Below are 18,615 nucleotides of genomic sequence, written 5' to 3' on the forward strand. Positions count from 1 at the left end.
AAGGGGAGTTATGAGTTATGAATTATGAGTTAGGAGTTGTTTGCGCCTCAGGTCGGACAAATAATTCATAACTCATAATTCATAACTCAACCCGGAAACTCCTTTACGAAGAACTGCACCAGGGCTTCCATGGCGGCATCGGGCACAGCGGGGAAGTTGGCAATGCGGATGGTAGTGCTTTTTAAAGGCCCGTAGCCACTGCCCAGGTGCAGGCCCTGCTCCAGGGCGCGGCGCTTGATTTCCTCGATAAGCGCCGCTTCTCCGCGCAGGCCGATGACGGTTGTGGAGCGGGTTTCGGAGTTGGCTACCAGCGGGGTAAGGGGCGTGGCCTGCTCGAAAAACTGGTAGAGCTTTTCGGCGCGGTCTACCAGGTGCTGGTGCACGGTTTTGATGGGCTCCCGCTCGGCCATGATGCGGCTGAGCAGGTAGATGCCCAGCACGTTGGGCGTATAGTTGGTTTGATGGTTGAGCATCTGGCTCAGCATGGCTGTCAGGCTGTTGTAGTGGCCTTTCTCCCCAATCTGCTTGGCCTGGGCCACGGCCCGGGGCGAGAGCACCAGAATACCCAGGCCAGCCGGCAGGCCGAAGTTTTTCTGCACCGAGGCAAACCAGATGTCAGCCTTAATGAACTTCAGGTTGAGGCCGCCCATGCTGCTGGTGGCGTCCACGGCCAGCAGGGCACCCCCAAGGCGGTTGAACAGGTTCAGAATAAATCCTTCCCGCAGCTGGGTAGCGGTGCTGGTTTCATTCTGGGTGATGCACACGAGGTCGGTGTCTTCGGGCCCGAAGGGCAGGCGGGCCACATCGGGCAGCTCTTCCAGGCCAAACTGCAGGCCGGTGCTCTCGGGCCGGATGGCCTGGGCATACTTCAGCCATTTCTGGCCAAAGTCGCCATTGTAGAGGTGAAACGAGCGGCGGGGCGTCAGGCTTTGGGCCAGAATCTCCCAGCACTCGGTAGCCGAGCTGGTAAACAGCACGGTGTAGTCCTGGGGGATGTTGAGCTTTACTTTCAGGTCGGCGACAGTCTGGCGAACCAGGCTGATGACTTTTTCGGAGCGGTGCGGGGCCGAAAGCCAGCCCTGGTCAAACGCATCCTGAAGGTATTGCCGAACGGCGGGGTAAACGGCCGCAGGGCCAGGGTTGAAGGTGTACATTTTCTGAACCACGGAATGACGCGGATTTTTCGGATTTCACGGATTTTGCAGACGATTCTCTACGAGCGGCAGCGGCTTCTGAAAGGCGCGAGAGCCCACCAAGGGGCAAAAGCTTTTACCCCTGTAAACGCTAAGCGCACAAAGTTCGCCTGCAAATCGTCTACAAAATCCGCGGAATCCGATTAATCCAAAAAATCCACGACTCAGACCCGGAAGCCCATCCGACGGGGCTGAATATTCTGAAACCACTGCACGGCGAGGCGGTAGCTTTCGAGCCCAAAGCCCGCAATGCTGCCCTTGCAGTAGCGCCCCACCAGGCTTTTCTGCCGGAACTCCTCACGGGCCGCCAGGTTGGTGAGGTGTACTTCCACTACGGGCGTAGCAATGCCCGCTATGGCGTCGGCCAGGGCCACGCTGGTGTGCGTGAAGCCGCCGGCATTGAGCACGATGCCGTGGTAAGTGAAGCCCACCTCGTGGAGCTTGTCGATAAGCGCGCCTTCGTGGTTGGACTGGAAGTGGGAGAGGGCGAAGTCGGGAAAAGCGCTTTGCAGCTCCGGGAAAAAGTCGTCGAACGAGCGGGTGCCGTAGAGGGTGGGCTCGCGGCGGCCCAGCAGGTTGAGGTTGGGGCCATTAAGAACCAGAATTTCCATTTAAGTCAATGAGCAATGAATAGTGAGCAATGAGCAGTTGAAACAGGCACGCAGGGCTCGGGAGGAACTGCTTAGTCTGCCTTTTTGAATGGACCTTTGCAGCCGCAAGCTAGACCTGTTACAGGGCAATTGCACATTGTTCACTGTTCACTGCTCATTAAAAAATGACCTGGCCCCAGGCAATAAAACAGTTTGAAGGTTACCTGCGGCTGGAGAAGTCGCTTTCGCCCAACTCGGTGGATGCCTATGTGCGCGACGTCACCAAGCTGCAGCAGTTTCTGATAACCGAGCGCGTGCATGCCCGCCCCGACCAGGTAACCACCCGCCTGCTCCGCGACTTTCTGGCAACGCTCGAAGGACTGGGGCTAGGCGCTACTTCTCAGGCCCGCATCCTGTCGGGTCTCAAGGCTTTCTTCAGCTTCCTCATCATGGAAGACCTGCTGAAGCTGGACCCCACCGACACGCTGGAAGCACCCAAAACCGGGCGCCACCTGCCCGACACCCTCAGCTACCCCGAGATTGAGCAGCTGCTGGCCATCATCGACCTGAGCACCGATGAAGGCCTCCGGGCTAGAGCTTTGCTTGAAGTGCTGTACTCTTCGGGCTTGCGGGTAAGCGAGCTATGTGACCTGCGCCTGTCTAACATCTACGCCGACCAGGGCTTTATGAAAGTGCTGGGTAAAGGCAACAAGGAGCGGCTTGTGCCTATTGGCCGCGAGGCCCTGAAGCACCTCAACTTCTACCTCAGCGGCGTGCGCGGCCACCTCGATATCAAGCCCGGTCACGAAGACTTTGTGTTCTTAAGCCAGCGCGGCCGGCAGCTTTCGCGCATCACGGTCTTCACCATGCTCAAAGACAAAGCCGAGCAGGCCGGCCTGCGCAAAACCATCAGCCCCCACACCCTGCGCCACTCCTTCGCTACCCACCTCATCGAAGGCGGCGCCGACCTGCGGGCCGTGCAGGAAATGCTGGGCCACGCCTCCATCACCACCACCGAAATCTACACCCACCTCGACCGCGACTACCTGCGTCAGGTCATCACCGAGTTTCATCCGCGGAGTTAGGGGATAAGTCGATGGTGGTGATAAAGAGAATAGGTAGAACAAAGAGCCTCTCCTCAGAAGAGGAGTGGAAGTCAAGCCTCCAGGCTTGACTGGGGTGGTTGAATTCGTTGAACGATACCGGAACGACACCCAAACGACTGGTCCTACCGGCGCAGGCGGCCCAACCATCTCCCGTTTCAGCAATAGCTGAGGCATTCCCTCCTGGGTAAGAAGGGCCGCTTCACCTTCTTGCGGCGCCCGCTAACGCTGCCAAAACCTTTCACTGCCCGTTTTCCGGCCTGTATTGCGTAAATTTGGCTTTTACGCTGCTATTCGAATGGCCGATAATCGTTACCGAAACCCTCCTCCCGGACCTGCCTCCAACCGCCCTGTGGACGCGGCGCCGCGCCCTAACCGGCGCAACGAGCCCCGGGATACTCCTGCTTCTGCCCCCGAGCCGGCACGCCCGGCTGCCCCCCGCGCGGCCAACGTGCCCAAAGGAGCCAAGCCCGTGGCGGCACCCAAGCCCCCCCGGGCCCCCCGTGGTCCACTGCCCGGTGCGCCCCAGCTGCTGAGTGTGCTGCGCGACCGCCGCTTTCACCTGTTCATTGGCTTCGGCTTTTTGCTGAGCAGCCTTTACCTTACCATTGCCTTCACCTCTTTCCTCTTCACCGGCCACGCCGACCAGAGTGTGGTGGGCAGCCTGGGCAATACGCCGCTGAAGGAAGCCGGGCAGGAGTCGGGCAACTGGCTGGGGCTGCTGGGCGCCTGGGCCGCCGAGCTGTTCATCTACAAGCTGTTCGGCATTGCGGCCTTCGCCCTGATTCCGGTGGTATTCTTCCTGGGCTACAAAATCGTGTTCCGCACGGCCGTGGGCTCGGTGAGCTATGTGCTGGCCCTGGGCCTGTTTAGCATGGCCTGGCTGAGCGTGCTGCTGGGCTACGTAGTGGTGACGCTGGCTACGCCCGGGGCCGACCCGGCGCTGGCCCATCGCCTGGACTTTCTAAGCGGCGGGGTGGGCTTCGAGATGGCTTCCTGGCTCGATAGCCTCATTGGCTGGGGCACGGTGCTGCTGCTGGCGTTTATCCTGATTTCGTTTGTGGTGTTCTTCTTCAATGTCACCAGCCTCAACCTGGGCTTTGGCAGCGCAAGTGGGGCAGATGCCGATGAAGATGCCGCCCTGGCCGCTGAAATTGCTGCCGAGCAGGCCGCTGCGGCAGCCGCCAGCAAAAAGCCCATGGCTTCACCCGAGCCTCAGGCCTCGGCAGCGTCGTCGGGTGCTCGCGTGGAAGCCGGTGGCATGGAGCTCATTAACCGCGCCCCGGCTCCTAAGCCCGAGCCGGCGCCGGCGCTGCCCGTAGCCGATGAGCTGCCCCTGGAGGTGGCCCCCGGTGCGGAGTTTGAGCCTGCGCCCACGGTGGCTGATGGGTTGGCCCTGAGCGTAACTCCCCTGGCTGCGGCAGTGGCCGGTACGGTAGCCGCAGGCGCAACCACCTCAGCTGGTACCGGGGTAGCTGCCCTCGCTGCGGCATCTGCCGCGGCCAGCGGCCCGGCCTTTTCCTTCGAGCTGCCCGTAGCCGAGCCGGAAGCGGTGGAAATTGCTCCGGCCCCGCCAGCGGCAACCATACCCACCCCGCTTTCCCTGGCCGACCTGGCCGATGGCCCCCTGCCAGCTGCCAGCCTAAGCCCGCAGCCGGCAACCAGCAACCAGAAGCTGGAAATCACCGTGCCCAGCCGCGACGACCTCGACCCCAACGCCGGGGCCGACATCGCCGCGGTGGCCGACGAAGACGAGGATGCCGATGCCATGCCCAACGTGAACTACGACCCCACGCTGGACTTGTCGCGCTACGTGTACCCCACGCTGGACCTGCTCAACGATTATGGCATCCCCAAGGCCCAGGTAACCAAAGAAGAGCTGGAAGCCAACAAGGACCGGATTGTGGAGACGCTGGGCCACTACGGCATCAACATCGCCAGCATCAAGGCCACCATCGGTCCCACCGTCACGCTGTATGAGATTGTGCCGGATGTGGGGGTTCGCATCTCCAAAATCAAGAGCCTGGAAGATGACATTGCCCTGAGCCTGGCCGCCCTGGGCATTCGCATCATCGCGCCCATTCCCGGCAAGGGCACCATCGGCATTGAGGTGCCGAACACCAAAAAGGAGATGGTGAGCATCCGCTCGGTGCTGGGCTCCGAGAAGTTTGCGCGCTCCGAGATGGACCTGCCCATCGCCTTCGGCCGCACCATTACCAACGAGGTATTTGTGGCCGACCTGGCCAAGATGCCCCACCTGCTCATGGCCGGTGCCACGGGGCAGGGTAAGTCGGTAGGTCTGAACGTGATTCTGGCCTCCCTGCTCTACAAGCGCCACCCCGCCCAGCTCAAGTTTGTGCTTGTCGACCCCAAAAAGGTCGAGCTGAGCATTTTCAACAAGATTGAGCGCCACTTCCTGGCCAAGCTGCCCGACACCGAAGAGCCCATCATCACCGACACCAAGAAGGTGGTGCACACGCTCAACTCGCTGTGCATGGAGATGGACCGCCGCTACGACCTGCTGAAAGAAGCCGGCTGCCGCAACCTGAAGGAGTACAACCACAAGTTTGTGGAGCGCCGCCTCAACCCCAAGAAAGGGCACCGCTACCTGCCCTTTATTGTGCTGGTAATCGACGAGCTGGCCGACCTGATGATGACGGCGGGCAAGGAAGTGGAAACGCCCATTGCCCGCCTGGCCCAGCTGGCCCGCGCCATTGGCATTCACCTGATTGTGGCCACGCAGCGCCCCTCGGTAAACGTTATTACGGGCATCATCAAAGCCAACTTCCCCTGCCGTATCTCCTTTAAGGTGACTAGCAAGATTGACTCGCGCACCATCCTGGATACGGGCGGGGCCGACCAGCTCATCGGGCAGGGTGACATGCTGTTCTCGGCCGGCTCCGACCTGATTCGCGTGCAGTGCGCCTTCATCGACACCCCCGAAGTGGACCGCGTGTGCGACTACATCGGCGAGCAGCAGGGCTACTCCGATGCCTACCTGCTGCCCGAAGTGGCCGGAGCCGATGGCGACGCCGGCAGCGGCAACGAGGAGATGGACCCCTCCGAGCGCGACTCCATGTTTGAGGAAGCGGCCCGGTGCATTGTGCTGCACCAGCAGGGCAGCACCAGCCTTATTCAGCGCAAGCTCAAGCTGGGCTATAACCGCGCCGGCCGGCTTATCGACCAGCTCCAGCACGCCGGCATTGTGGGGCCCTTCGAGGGCAGCAAGGCCCGCGAGGTGCTTATTCCGGATGAATACCAGCTGGAGCAGCTGTTGAATTCACTGCCCAAGTAAGGACGTTGAAAGTGAGTGCAAAAGGCGTGATGCCCGGGTAAAAAAAGCCGGGTATCACGCCTTTCTGCCGTTAGGGAGTATTTTTGGCCGGCCATTTGTTAAACCAGCAACGTACTCAGGCTATCTGAGCAGAAAGTCTGCTCTAATCGTACCCTTTTCAAATGAAGAAATTCCTCTCCCTGCTGTTGCTTTCGGCCTCACTCGCATTACCGGCGGTTGCGCAGCAAGACCCCAAAGCGGGTAAAATACTCGACCAGATGAGCGCCAAATACCAGGCGCTGAAAGCCTACTCGGCCAGCTTCACCCAAACCCTGGAAAGCCCGGGCCTGAAAGGGCAGAAGCAGAACCTGACCGGCGATATCACCGTCAGCGGCCAGAAGTTCCGGCTGAAGATGAGCGGCCAGGAGGTTATCAACAACGGCACTACTACCTGGACTTACCTGAAGAACGAGAACGAAGTCAACATCTCGGATTCCGACCCCGACACCCAGGAGATGTCGCCTTCCCAGATTTACACCATGTACAAAAAGGGGTACAAGTACACCTATGTACAGGAGGTGAAGGAAGGCGGCGAAGCCCTCGATGTAATTGAGCTTTCGCCGGAAAACCGCCAAAATGACGTGTTTAAGGTGCGGCTGAAGGTGCGCAAGAAGGACACCTCGGTAAAAAGCTGGCAGATGTTCAAGAAGAACGGCAACCGCTACACCTTCCTTATCAAGGATTTCAAGCCTAACCCCGCCGTGGATGCCAACACCTTCGCCTTCGACAAGACTAAGTATAAGGGGGTGAAAGTGGTTGATTTGCGCTAATTCACTGCTTCACAGACTTTAGTTCTATAGTCTGATTAAACAATACGGCCCGTCTCGCGAGAGGCGGGCCGTATTGTTTAAAAATTCTCACCCTTTAGTTCTGCCAAGCATAGTGCTGCACGTGTGTGGCCTAGCTCTGCAGCGTGGCTATACCAAAACTGAGCATCTGCCAGGTTCTCGTTCCCGTTCCAGCCAGATTCAGCCCAGGCGCCTAAGAGATACATAGCATGCACCTGCTCTTGTTCACTTGCTTGTTCCAGCCAGTAGCGAGCTAATTTCCACTTTGGGTCAGGCAAGCAGGTATAAGCCAGGCCAAGCCAGGTCTTGGCCCTCACATCACCCGCCTTCACTGCTTTGGTAAACCAATTTATTGCCTTTTGAAGGTCTTTCTTGACACCTACACCCCGTTGGTAGCATCTACCTAAGTCACACATTGCAGTTGCAAACCCACGCTTTGCGCTTTTGCGGTACCAATAGCTGGCTCTGGAATAATTCTGCACCACTCCGTGGCCCCAGTAATACATGCTCCCCACAGAGTGCATTGCCTCTGTTTCACCTTGTTTGGCGGATTCAAAAAAGTATCCAAAGGCTGTTGCTTGATTCTTGGTGATGCCAAGCCCATTATCATATGCTACGCCCAGGTTGTATTGAGCAACACGGTTGCCATGTTCGGCTGCCAAATGAAAGAGCTCTAGAGCTTTCTCCGGGTTAGTCGGAACTCCCCAGCCCTCCCAGTTAATGGTAGCTAACCAGTATGCGGCTAGCGCATTGCCCTCCTGTGCTAGCCCTTCCAACAAAAGCGCTACTCTGCCAATGAAGCGTTTAGAGATGTAGCGGCCGAAATAAGCGCGGTTTATTGTCCGAACCAGGCGGTTAATTAAAGGCTGATTATGTTCGCTAGTCAATAATTTGCGGTTTCTTGGGCGTCGATATTCTAAAATGGCTCTAGTTCTACCCACTTGATGCAAGTTATGAAAGAAGATTTCCTCCACTACGTCTGGCAGCACCAGTACTTCGACAAAACCAACCTGTGCACGGCGGCGGGCGAGGAAATTCAGGTGCTGCAGCCTGGCTACCGCAATGCCGATGCCGGCCCCGACTTTCTGGGTGCCCGCCTGCGGGTAGGCAAGGTGGAGTGGAACGGCGCCGTGGAGATACACCTGCGGGCTTCCGACTGGGCCCGGCACAGCCACCAAACCGACCCCAAGTACGACCAGGTGATTCTGCACGTAGTAGGCAGCCACGATGCCGATGTGAACCGCACCAACGGCAGCCTGATTCCAGCGCTGGCCCTGTCGGCCCGTCTGGGTCCGGAGCTGCTGCGCCGCTACCATGAGCTGGTTGAGGCGCCGGCAACGGCGGCGCTGCCCTGTGCTCCGCTGCTCGGCTTGGTGCCCGGCATCACGCAGGCCATGATGGTGGAGCGGGCCCTGCTGGAGCGGGTAGAGCAAAAAGCCGACGCCCTGGCCAGCCTACATCAACACTTGGGCAGCGACTGGGAAGCCACGGCATACCATGTCCTGACGGCCGCATTTGGCTTTCAAAAGAACAGCGAGCCCATGGGCCGGCTGGCCAAAGCACTGCCCCTGGCCATACTGCGCCGCCACCGGCACGAGCTACATCAGCTGGAAGCCCTGGTGTTCGGGCAGGCAGGGTTCCTGGCTGATAATGAGGAAACGAGTGGGGATGAATACATCCAGGCCTTGAAGCGGGAATTCAGCTTTCTGAGCCACAAATACGGGCTTGGGCCCACCGCCTTGGCCGTGCACGAGTGGAATTACCTGCGTCTGCGGCCAGCCAATTTTCCAACGGTTCGGCTGGGGCAGCTGGTGGGCTTGCTGCACGCCCGGCCTGCATTGTTCGACGCGCTGCTTACGGCCCAAAGCGTGGCAGCCCTGCTGGATTTTTTCCGGGTAGCGGTGCCGGAGTACTGGCGCAGCCACTACCGCCCGGGCCGCCCCGGCAAGGTGCCCGGACTGGGCAGAAGCAGCATGGAGCTGTTAATTATAAACGTGGTGGTGCCGCTGCGGGTAGCCTACGCCCGCCAGGTAGGCCAGGCCGCCCTGATAGAAAGCACTGTGGCCCTACTGGCCGAGCTGCCGGCCGAGCACAACCAATACACGGATACCTTCGGGACTCTGGGATTTACCCACCGCTCCGCGGCCGACTCCCAGGGGCTGCTCTCCCTGCATAAAAGCTACTGTACGCCCCGCCGCTGCCTGCAGTGTGCCATTGGCAGCCGGCTGGTGCAACAACCCCGCATAGCTCGATGATACAAGACGGTTGGATGGTGAATGGCGGGATGGTAGAAGGCACATTGGTGACGCCCGCGCAGCTGGGACTAGCCGTCGTGCTCAACCTGGCCCTGTGGCTTTTCCTTCGGCGCTGGCTTGCCCGGCAGCTTGCCGAAGTTCCCCGCTGGCTGAGCAGAGTAGCACTACTCTCGCTGGGCCTGCGCCTGCTGTTTGCCATTTTCAGTGGGTTCTTTCCTTCCCCGGATGTGATTGGCTTTGAGTCGCACGGCTGGGTAATAACGCGGCAGCTCTGGGCCGAGCCCGGCGGCTGGTTGCAAACCCTGGCCGGCAACGAGCTGCACTTTGAAGACTGGCACGTGGTGTTCTACGGCATGTCCAACACCTTCTTTTTCCACAAGCTGCTATCGCTGGTAAACTTGTTCACCCTGAACGGGAAAATCTACACGGCGGCCTTTCTGTCGTTTTTCTGCTTTGTGGGCAGCTGGCAGCTGGTGCGCACGCTGCTGCACCGCTGGCCAGGCGCCGCAGCCGGTGCGGCCGTAGCCTTTTTGCTCTGGCCGCCCATGCTGTTCTGGACCTCCACTTACACCAAGGAAAGTGTGCTGCTGGGCACCGGCGCCTGGCTGCTGGCTTTGGTGGTTGAAGGGTTTTACGGTGGGGTGGAAGAGCGCCGGGGGCAGGCCTGGGCCCGGGCGTTGGCTATACTGCTACTGGCTTTTCTGCACTTCAAGATGCGCTACTTCTTTGCCGCGCCCTTGCTGGTTGGCCTGCTGGGGCTGGGCCTGGTGCGGGTATTTCAGCGCATGGGGCTAGCCCGCCAGCGGTGGTCGCAAGTGCTTATTATGCTGGGGCTGCTGGGGCTGGGAGCCTTTATTGCCCCGCAGCTGAGCGTGGCCTTCCGTTCCAATAAGTTTACCAGCCAGATGATTAAGGTGTATACCCACCACCTGGAAATGTCGCGGGGCCGGCCCCACTTCGAGTACCCCAACCTGAAGCCTACCGAGGAAAGTGCTGTGCTGCACATGCCGCTGGCGGTGGTCAACGCGCTGGCCCGGCCGGTGCTGGGCGAATCGCGGGGCCTGCAGTATGTGGCGGGAGGGTTGGAAAATGCGGCTTTGCTGTTTATGCTGGCACTGCCGCTGTTGGCTGCCATTCGCCGAAAGGCTGCGGGGCCCTTGCCTTTTGCGTTCGTGCTGGCCCTGCTCGTTTTCTGCGTGGTTGTGGCCGTGCTCATGGGGCTTACCGTCCCCAACTTCGGCGCCCTGAGCCGCTACCGCAGCGCCATGCTGCCCTACCTGCTGCTGCTGCTGCTGCAAAACGAGTACGCTGTGGCGCTGCTGCGCCGGCTGGGGCTAGGGGAGGACCAGGCCTTGCCGGAACAGCACTAGGGAAACAGCTGTTTGCATCGTCGTACCTTTGCGCTTGGTCGTGGCCTGGCTGTAATAGCGGGCTGCGGCCTTTTACCTCTTGCTTTCTCTAATGGAAAACCCCGTCATCATTCTTGGTGCCCAAACCGTTGGCACGGCGGCGCTTGATGCCTTTCTCTCCAACGACATCGTCGTATATTGCCTGCTCGACGACGATAAAAAGCTGCAAAACAGCGAACTGCTCGATGTTCCCGTGATGGGCAACACCGACGATGGCGAGCTGCTGAAGCTGCTGGGCAAGAAGTGTGAAGTATTTGTGGCTACCGAAGACACCGCCAGCCGTCGCAGCCTCACCCAGATGCTGCGCTCGGAGTACGAAGCCGTGCCCGTAAACGCCATTCACCAGCGCGCCAGCGTATCGATGCATGCTACGCTGGGCCACGGCAACTACATCGGCCCCAATGCGGTGGTAGCCGCTACGGCCACCCTCGGCGACGGTATTCTGGTAGGCGGCAATGCCGTAGTAGAAGCCAAAGCCACGGTAGGTGACTACACCCAGATTGGCACCGGCGCCCAGATAGGCGCCGAAGTCACCATCGGCTCCCAGGCCTTTATCGGCCCCGGCGCGGTGGTAGTCGCCGGCATTAAAATCGGCGACAAAGCCCGCGTAGGCGCCGGCTCGGTGGTGGTAGCCGATGTGCCCAACGGGCAGACCGTGTTTGGCAACCCCGCGGTGAAAGTGTAATTTTTAGTTGTCAGATGTTCGTTGTCAGTTGTCAGCTCGTTCTGATGGCTGCTTTATCAGAACAATCCTGACAACTGACAACGAACAACTGACAACAATGAGCTATCAGGTTCTTCTCTATTACTGCTATACGCCCATCGACAACCCCGAGCAATTCCGGGAAGAGCATCACCGGCTCTGCCTGGAGCTGGACCTGCGCGGGCGCATTATCGTAGCCCACGAAGGGCTGAACGGCACCGTGTCGGGCACGGTGGAAAGCTGCGCCCGCTACATGGCGGCCGTCAAAGCTGACCCTCGTTTTGCTGCTTTGGAGTTTAAGATAGATGAGGTGCCGGCCCACACCTTTCAGAAGCTGCACGTGCGCGTGAAGCCCGAGATTGTGCACAGCAGCCTGCACGAGATGAAGCCCTACGAGAAAACCGGCCAGCACCTGTCGCCGGCCGAGTTCAAGGCCATGAAAGACCGCGACGACGTGGTGGTGGTGGACGTGCGCTCCGACTACGAGTACAACCTGGGCCGCTTCAAGAATGCCCTGACGCTGGATATTGAGAACTTCCGCGACTTTCCCGACCGGGTGGAGCGCCTGGAGCAGTTCAAGGATAAGAAAATCCTGACTTACTGCACCGGCGGCGTGAAGTGCGAGAAAGCCACGGCCTTCCTGCTGGAGCAGGGCTTCGAAAATGTGTACCAGCTGCACGGCGGCATCATTAAGTACGGCATCGAGGCCGGGGGCGAGGATTTCGACGGGCAGTGCTACGTGTTCGACAACCGCGTGGCCGTGGACGTGAACCGCGTGAACCCCACGGTGATTTCCCTGTGCCACCACTGCCAGACGCCCAGCAACCGCCTCGTGAACTGCGCCAACCCGCACTGCAACGCCCACCTGCCCCTGTGCGAGGCCTGCGGCGAAAAGCTGGCCGGCGCCTGCTCCGAAGCCTGCGCCGAACACCCCGACAAGCGCCCCTACGACGGCACCGGCGCCTACCCCAAGCTCAGCAACCACTACAACCCGGCCCAGGGCCTGGCTTCCTATGGGAAATCAAAAGTTAAAAATTAAGAATTAAAAATGAAGGCGGCTGCCCGACATTGGGGCCGCTTTCGCGTATCCGCAAGACGCTTGCCCCAATTCCTAATTTATAATTCAAAATTCCCCACACCATGTCCATTCTTTCCTCTGAGCTCATTCTCAACCCCGACGGCAGCATTTACCACCTCAACCTGCTGCCCGACCACATTTCCGACACCATCCTGACCGTGGGCGACCCGGCCCGGGTAGCGCAGGTAAGCCGGCATTTCGACTCCGTCGAGGTTGAAATAAGCCACCGCGAGTTCGTAACTCATGTGGGCTACTACAAAGGCCAGCGGATGATGGTGATGAGCACGGGCATGGGCACCGACAACATCGACATCGTGATGAATGAGCTCGATGCCCTGGTCAACATCGACTTCGTGTCGCGCACGGTGCGGCCCGAGGAGGAGCGCATCAAGCTGCGCATCATCCGACTGGGCACCAGCGGCAGCCTGCAGCCCGACATCCCGGTAGGGGCCATGCTCGCCACCGAGCACGCCGTGGGCCTCGACAGCCTGATGCAGTTTTACCCGCTGATGGAAACCGGTCTCGAAACCGAGATTGCCACTGCTCTGCAGCAGCAGCTGCAGCTGCCTTTCGCTCCCTATGTGGTGCGCGGCTCCGACCTGCTGCGCGAGCAGGCCGGACAGGGCATGCTGGTGGGCAACACGCTCACCTGCCCCGGCTTCTACGGCCCCCAGGGCCGCGTGCTACGCCTGGATTTGCGGCAGGCCGACTACATCGCCCGCCTGCAGAGCTTCGCCCACCTCAACGCCGAGGGCAAGTTCCGCCTCACCAACTTCGAGATGGAAACCGCCGGCTACTACTCCCTGGGCCGCATGCTGGGCCACGAAGTAGTGTCGCTGAACGCCATTCTGGCCAACCGCGCCACCGGCGAGTTCGCCGAAAACCCCGCCGCGCTGGTCGACGAGATGATTGAGCGCACCCTGCAACGACTCGTCTGAACCGCAGATTGTAACGGATTTGACGGATAAGAACGGATTATAAAGTCCTTTATTCAGCATACGAAATTGAAAAGGGCCCTGCTGTTGTAGCAGTGGCCCTTTTGCTTTTAAAGAACAAGCGGAAATGAATCCGTTCTTATCCGTCAAATCCGTTACAATCTGCGGTCCAAAATCCGGGTCAATCCGTGGTTCAGACTTAATAAAAATCCATCCACGACACGGCCCGCATGGGGATGGACACGCCCGACTTCAGGGTCAGGTATTCATCATCAGCGGCCCAAACGGTGGTTTGAACGCGTTTAGTAGCCCCGTCGGCCGTCTGGAAGTAGATGTCGAGCTTACCGTGGTAGGCATTGCCCAGCGTCACGGCGCGTTGGGCTTCATGAGCCCGGTGGCGGCGCTCGGCTTCGGTCTTCAACACGTCCTCCTGGGGGTAGTGCATCATATGCAGCTCCTCTTTTGCTACGGTTTCAACGTCGGTCATAGTGGTGAATTCGGGGTACATAGAAGAAGCAGAAAGAATGGTGGATAAAATTTGCCAATGCGGTCTGCTAAAGGTAAGGGAAATTTTGTCGGAATTGTTATAATTCCGACATTAAAAAATTTAAGGTGTCGATGCCATCTGCATAGTCGGTTACCCCCGGGGCCTGGGCCCGGCCGAAGGGGAAACTACCTGCAAACAGGCCACCTGACGATACTACGCACTGAATGCGGGCTGCCACATCGGTAAGCTTGTCTACCAGCTCTATCTCGTTAGTGTAATCTTCGAAAAATACCACTGAGATAGGCGACACCAGGGCGATGTCGCGCTTCACCAGCAGAAAGCCGTTGTCGAGGTGGGGCACGCCGTTCACCAGCATGATGCTCTTGTTGTAGTCGTAGTTGTTCTGGTACTTGTGGTGGTTGAGTACGCCCTCGCAGGTTTGCAGGGCGTCGAGCAGAGGTGTGAAGTCGTAGTCCCTGGGCACGTAGAGCTTGCTCACGTTGCGGCAGCCCAGGCCGTAGTACTGGAAGATGTCGGGCCCCAGCTGGCCCAGCTCGGCGTCGGTTTCCCGCCCGGTGAGCACAGCCACGCTGCTGCGGTTGAGGCGGATGATGTGCGGCTTCTTGCCGAAGTAGTAGTCGAAGTAGCGGGCCGTATTGTCGGAGCCGGTGGCGATGTAGGCATCGGCGGCATTGAGGCGCGGCACTACCTTGATAAAGTCGGCAAAGAGGGGCTCAATCTTTACCAGCTCGTCTATCAGCCACTGCATCAGCACGGTGTCGTCGGCACTGAGCTTGGCCAGCAGAATGTGGCCGCTTACCAGTACGCACAGCAGGTCGTGAAAGCCCACCATGGGGATGTTGCCGGCCATTACCACGCCCACCTGGCGCACGGTAGCGGGCTCGGCAGGGTAGCGGGCGGCCCAGTGGCGCAGGGGCTCTTCTTCCAGCAGGTGGGCAATGCCCTGCACGGCGTGGGTCACGTTGGGCAGGTCGAACCAGGCGTTCTGGTTGCGGGCCCGGGCCGCCAGGGGCGTCAGCTCGTCGGTAGAAATAGTGGCCAGGCGCTGGCCCAGGGCCACGAAAGCAGCAAGTCGTTCGGATTGATTCATGTAAAAAGCAGGTAAGCTGCGCTGGGCAGAAAGGCGTAAAAACGCAGGTTAATGAAGCAAAATTCGCTTAAACCATATAAAGCCGGCTCCTGTTGGCTAATTTTGCCAGTCCAAGCGGCTGACCCGGCCGGTCGTTTTTACGTATTGCGGGTCGGCATCTTTACGATTATACCCTCTAACTGACTTCCTACGCCCTATGGCCATCATGATAACCGACGAGTGCATCAACTGTGGTGCCTGCGAGCCGGAATGCCCCAACAACGCGATTTACGAAGGCGGCGCCCAGTGGCGCTGGGCCGATGGCACCTCGCTGAAAGAGGTGAAAACCAGCGACGGCGACCTGGTGTCGGGCACCGCGCCCCAGACCCCGGTGTCGGACGAGTACTACTACATCGTGTCGGATAAGTGCACCGAGTGCGTCGGCTTCCACGAGGAGCCGCAGTGCGCCGCCGTGTGCCCCGTCGACTGCTGCGTGGACGACCCCGACTACCGCGAGACCCGTGAGCGGCTGCTGGAGAAAAAAGATTGGCTGCACGTGGCCGCGTAAGCGACCAGCTGCCAGTGAAACGGGCCGCTTCCTCCGGGGAGCGGCCTTTTTTATTCTATGAGCAAGAGTGGAAAGAACCAATAAGCACAAATGAAAAAGAACGTCATGCTGAGCGCAGCGAAGCATCTTGCCGGCGGCAGTAAATTCATTTGATTGGGTTTACTCTCGTGGTAGAGATGCTTCGACTCCGCTGTGCTCCGCTCAGCATGACGTTCTATTTGTAGGTGGCGCATGTTATGCGCCTGCACCCCGATAGACAGTACCTTTGCCCAAATACCCAATTCCCAATCATGTCCCTCGCTACTACATACAGCCCCACCGACGTTGAAGCCAAATGGTATCAGCGCTGGCAGGAGCAGGGCTTTTTTAAAGCCAGTGCCAACCCCAAGAAGACGCCCTACACCATCGTCATTCCGCCGCCCAACGTGACGGGCGTGCTGCACATGGGCCACATGCTGAACAACACCATTCAGGATGTGCTGGTGCGCCGGGCCCGCATGCAGGGCAAGGAAGCGTGCTGGGTACCCGGCACCGACCACGCCAGCATTGCCACCGAGGCCAAGGTAGTGGCGCTGCTTAAGGAGCAGGGCATCAACAAGCTGGACATCGGCCGCGAGAAATTCCTGGAGCACGCCTTCGAGTGGAAGGAAAAGTACGGCGGCATCATCCTCGAGCAGCTCAAGCAGCTGGGTGCCAGCTGCGACTGGGACCGCACCCGCTTCACCATGGAGCCGGAGCTGACCCAGGCCGTGCTGCGCGTATTCGTGGACCTGTACCGCAAAGGCCTCATCTACCGCGGCGTGCGCATGGTGAACTGGGACCCCCAGGGCCGCACCGCCATCAGCGACGAGGAAGTTATTGCCAAGGACGTGCAGGCCAAGATGTACCACCTGAGGTATGAAGTTGTCAGTTCTCAGTTGTCAGTTGACAGTTCCAATGTCGGGCCTGATAACGGACAACTAACAACTGACAACTACATCACGGTAGCTACCTCGCGCCCGGAAACCATCATGGCCGACGTGGCTGTAGCCGTAAATCCCAACGACCCGCGCTTCAGCCACCTGGCCGGGGCCAAGGTGCGGATTCCGCTGCTGGGCCGCGAAATCCCGGTGATTTTCGACGAGTACGTGTCCATGGACTTCGGCACCGGCGCCCTGAAGGTGACGCCCGCGCACGACATCAACGACTACAACCTGGGTCTGAAGCACAACCTGCCGGTAATCGACATTTTGAACGACGACGGCTCGCTCAATGAAAAGGCGGTGCTGTACGTGGGCCAGGACCGGTTTGCGGCCCGCCGCAACATCGTGAAAGACCTGGAAGAAGCCGGCCTGCTCGCTAAAGTGGAGGAGTACGCCAGCATCGTGCAGACCTCCGAGCGCACCAAGGCCGTGATTGAGCCCAAGCTCAGCATGCAGTGGTTCCTGAAAATGGAGCACATGGCCAAGCCCGCGCTGGAAGTGGTGGAAAACGACACCGTGAAGCTGCACCCGGCCAAGTTCAAGAACACCTACCGGGTGTGGATGGAGAACGTGCGCGACTGGTGCATCTCGCGCCAGCTCTGGTGGGGCCAGCAGATTCCGGCCTACTACCTGCCCGACGGCTCCTTCGTGGTGGCCCTCACGCCCGACGAGGCCCTGGAGCTGGCCCGCGAGCAAAGCGGCAACGCCAGCCTGCAGCTCAACGACCTGCGCCAGGACGAGGACGTGCTCGACACCTGGTTTTCGTCGTGGCTGTGGCCGATTTCGGTGTTCGACGGGTTCAAGGACCCCGACAATGCCGACATCAACTACTTCTACCCGACCAACGACCTGGTAACAGGCCCGGACATCCTCTTCTTCTGGGTGGCCCGCATGATTATGGCCGGCCTGGAGTACCGCAAGGAGGTGCCCTTTAAAAATGTGTACCTCACCGGCATCGTGCGCGACAACCAGGGCCGCAAGATGAGCAAGCAGCTCGGCAACTCGCCCGACCCGCTCGACCTCATCCAGCAGTTCGGCGCCGACGGCGTGCGCACCGGCATGCTGTTCTCGGCCCCGGCCGGCAACGACCTGCTCTACGACGAAAAGCTGGTGGAGCAGGGCCGCAACTTCTGCAACAAGCTCTGGAACGCCTTCCGCCTCGTGAAAGGCTGGCAGGTAGACAGCACGCTGCCCTTTGCCAACGACAAGCCCGTGGCCTGGTTTAATGCCCGGCTGCAGGCCGCCATTGCCGAGCTCGACGACCATTTCGAGAAGTTCCGCATATCCGATGCCCTGATGACGGTGTACAAGCTGGTGTGGGACGACTTCTGCGCCCAGTACCTGGAAATGGTGAAGCCCGCCTACCAGCATCCCATCGATGCCGAAACGCTGCGCCACACCACTACTTTCCTCGAAACCCTGCTCAAGCTGCTGCACCCCTTCATGCCCTTCATCACCGAGGAGCTGTGGCACGCCCTGGCCGAGCGCGGCCCCCGCGAGTACGTTACCGTAGCCGCCTGGCCCAAGCCCAGCACCGTGGAAAACAGCGAAGCGCTGCTGGCCGGTATGGACAAAGCCCTGGCCGTAGTATCGGGCATCCGCACCGTGCGCAACCAGAAAGGCCTGGGCCCGAACAAGCCCCTGACCCTGGTCGCCAAAACCGACGAGCAGACCCTGTTTACCGAGTACGAGGCCATTATTCGCAAGCTGGGCAGCCTCTCCGAGCTAAGCTACGCCGAGGCCGGCCCGGCCGGCGCCGTGAGCTTCGTGCAGGGCAGCGGCGAGTTCTTCATCCCCATGGAGGGCCACATCGACCTGGCCGCCGAGCGCGCCCGGGTGGAGAAGGAGCTGGAGTACGCCCAGGGCTTCCGCGAGTCGGTGATGAAAAAGCTCGGCAACGAGAAATTCGCCCAGAATGCCAAGCCGGAAGTGCTGGAGCGCGAGCGCCAGAAGCTGGCCGATGCCGAAGGCAAGATTACCGCGCTGGAGCAGGCATTGAAAAGTCTGTAACGCGGAATTGCATTCCGCGCCTAAAAGAGAAAGCCGCTTTCCCTATCGGAAAGCGGCTTTCTCTTTTACCAGGAAAGGCGACCGGATGCGGAATGAAATTCCGCGTTACG

The 18,615-nt window shown here is 59.7% G+C and carries 15 protein-coding genes; 10 read left to right on the forward strand and 5 right to left on the reverse strand.

The window, feature by feature from the left end; all coding sequences use genetic code 11:
* Nucleotides 1-86: 86 nt before the first annotated feature.
* A complete protein-coding gene (locus ABD919_RS04000; protein ID WP_345234008.1) occupies nt 87-1,154 on the reverse strand; it encodes an aminotransferase class V-fold PLP-dependent enzyme in 1,068 nt (355 codons plus the stop codon).
* 203 nt (nt 1,155-1,357) lie between these two features.
* Complete coding sequence (gene aroQ / locus ABD919_RS04005) at nt 1,358-1,804, reverse strand: type II 3-dehydroquinate dehydratase (protein WP_345234009.1); 447 nt, start codon at nt 1,802-1,804, stop codon at nt 1,358-1,360.
* A gap of 164 nt (nt 1,805-1,968) precedes the next feature.
* Between aroQ and xerD the strand changes: the two genes are divergently transcribed.
* The 3 genes from xerD (at nt 1,969) to lolA1 (ending at nt 6,990) form a co-directional block, all read left to right on the forward strand.
* Nucleotides 1,969-2,868, forward strand: coding sequence for a site-specific tyrosine recombinase XerD (gene xerD, locus ABD919_RS04010; RefSeq protein WP_345234011.1), 900 nt, complete (start codon nt 1,969-1,971; stop codon nt 2,866-2,868).
* 316 nt (nt 2,869-3,184) lie between these two features.
* Nucleotides 3,185-6,181: an FtsK/SpoIIIE family DNA translocase gene (locus tag ABD919_RS04015; RefSeq protein WP_345234013.1), complete on the forward strand. Its 2,997-nt coding sequence runs from the start codon at nt 3,185-3,187 to the stop codon at nt 6,179-6,181.
* Nucleotides 6,182-6,342: 161 nt separating this feature from the next.
* Nucleotides 6,343-6,990, forward strand: a complete 648-nt coding sequence (gene lolA1, locus ABD919_RS04020) for an outer membrane lipoprotein periplasmic chaperone LolA1 (RefSeq protein ID WP_345234015.1) — start codon at nt 6,343-6,345, stop codon at nt 6,988-6,990.
* A 77-nt stretch (nt 6,991-7,067) separates the two neighbouring features.
* Here lolA1 and ABD919_RS04025 read toward each other — a convergent pair whose 3' ends face one another.
* Entirely contained in the window at nt 7,068-7,982 is a 915-nt protein-coding gene (locus tag ABD919_RS04025) for a tetratricopeptide repeat protein (protein WP_345234016.1), read from the reverse strand.
* Between ABD919_RS04025 and ABD919_RS04030 the strand changes: the two genes are divergently transcribed.
* The 5 genes from ABD919_RS04030 to ABD919_RS04050 all read left to right on the forward strand — a co-directional run bounded on the left by ABD919_RS04030 (nt 7,962) and on the right by ABD919_RS04050 (nt 13,391).
* The gene (locus tag ABD919_RS04030) at nt 7,962-9,263 is read left to right on the forward strand and encodes a DUF2851 family protein (RefSeq protein ID WP_345234017.1); all 1,302 of its coding nucleotides are present in this window, start codon (nt 7,962-7,964) and stop codon (nt 9,261-9,263) included. The two genes, ABD919_RS04025 and ABD919_RS04030, sit on opposite strands and share 21 nt — an antisense overlap.
* Nucleotides 9,260-10,633, forward strand: a complete 1,374-nt coding sequence (locus ABD919_RS04035; RefSeq protein WP_345234018.1) for a hypothetical protein — start codon at nt 9,260-9,262, stop codon at nt 10,631-10,633. The genes ABD919_RS04030 and ABD919_RS04035 overlap by 4 nt, the downstream gene beginning before the upstream one ends.
* A gap of 91 nt (nt 10,634-10,724) precedes the next feature.
* On the forward strand, nt 10,725-11,357 hold the full coding sequence (locus ABD919_RS04040; RefSeq protein ID WP_345234019.1) for a NeuD/PglB/VioB family sugar acetyltransferase: 633 nt from the start codon (nt 10,725-10,727) through the stop codon (nt 11,355-11,357).
* A 97-nt stretch (nt 11,358-11,454) separates the two neighbouring features.
* The gene (gene trhO / locus ABD919_RS04045; RefSeq protein WP_345234021.1) at nt 11,455-12,414 is read left to right on the forward strand and encodes an oxygen-dependent tRNA uridine(34) hydroxylase TrhO; all 960 of its coding nucleotides are present in this window, start codon (nt 11,455-11,457) and stop codon (nt 12,412-12,414) included.
* Between the two features lie 101 nt (nt 12,415-12,515).
* A complete protein-coding gene (locus ABD919_RS04050) occupies nt 12,516-13,391 on the forward strand; it encodes a nucleoside phosphorylase (RefSeq protein WP_345234022.1) in 876 nt (291 codons plus the stop codon).
* Between the two features lie 196 nt (nt 13,392-13,587).
* Here the strand turns inward: ABD919_RS04050 and ABD919_RS04055 are convergent, their stop codons facing one another.
* Entirely contained in the window at nt 13,588-13,896 is a 309-nt protein-coding gene (locus ABD919_RS04055) for a hypothetical protein (protein WP_345234024.1), read from the reverse strand.
* Between the two features lie 76 nt (nt 13,897-13,972).
* On the reverse strand, nt 13,973-14,986 hold the full coding sequence (locus ABD919_RS04060) for an acyl-CoA reductase (protein ID WP_345234026.1): 1,014 nt from the start codon (nt 14,984-14,986) through the stop codon (nt 13,973-13,975).
* Between the two features lie 196 nt (nt 14,987-15,182).
* Between ABD919_RS04060 and ABD919_RS04065 the strand changes: the two genes are divergently transcribed.
* On the forward strand, nt 15,183-15,533 hold the full coding sequence (locus tag ABD919_RS04065) for a 4Fe-4S dicluster domain-containing protein (RefSeq protein ID WP_345234027.1): 351 nt from the start codon (nt 15,183-15,185) through the stop codon (nt 15,531-15,533).
* A gap of 290 nt (nt 15,534-15,823) precedes the next feature.
* A complete protein-coding gene (locus ABD919_RS04070; RefSeq protein ID WP_345234029.1) occupies nt 15,824-18,505 on the forward strand; it encodes a valine--tRNA ligase in 2,682 nt (893 codons plus the stop codon).
* Nucleotides 18,506-18,615: the final 110 nt, after the last annotated feature.

Source organism: Hymenobacter saemangeumensis, assembly GCF_039541835.1.
In the GTDB taxonomy this organism is placed as follows: Bacteria; Bacteroidota; Bacteroidia; order Cytophagales; family Hymenobacteraceae; genus Hymenobacter; species Hymenobacter saemangeumensis.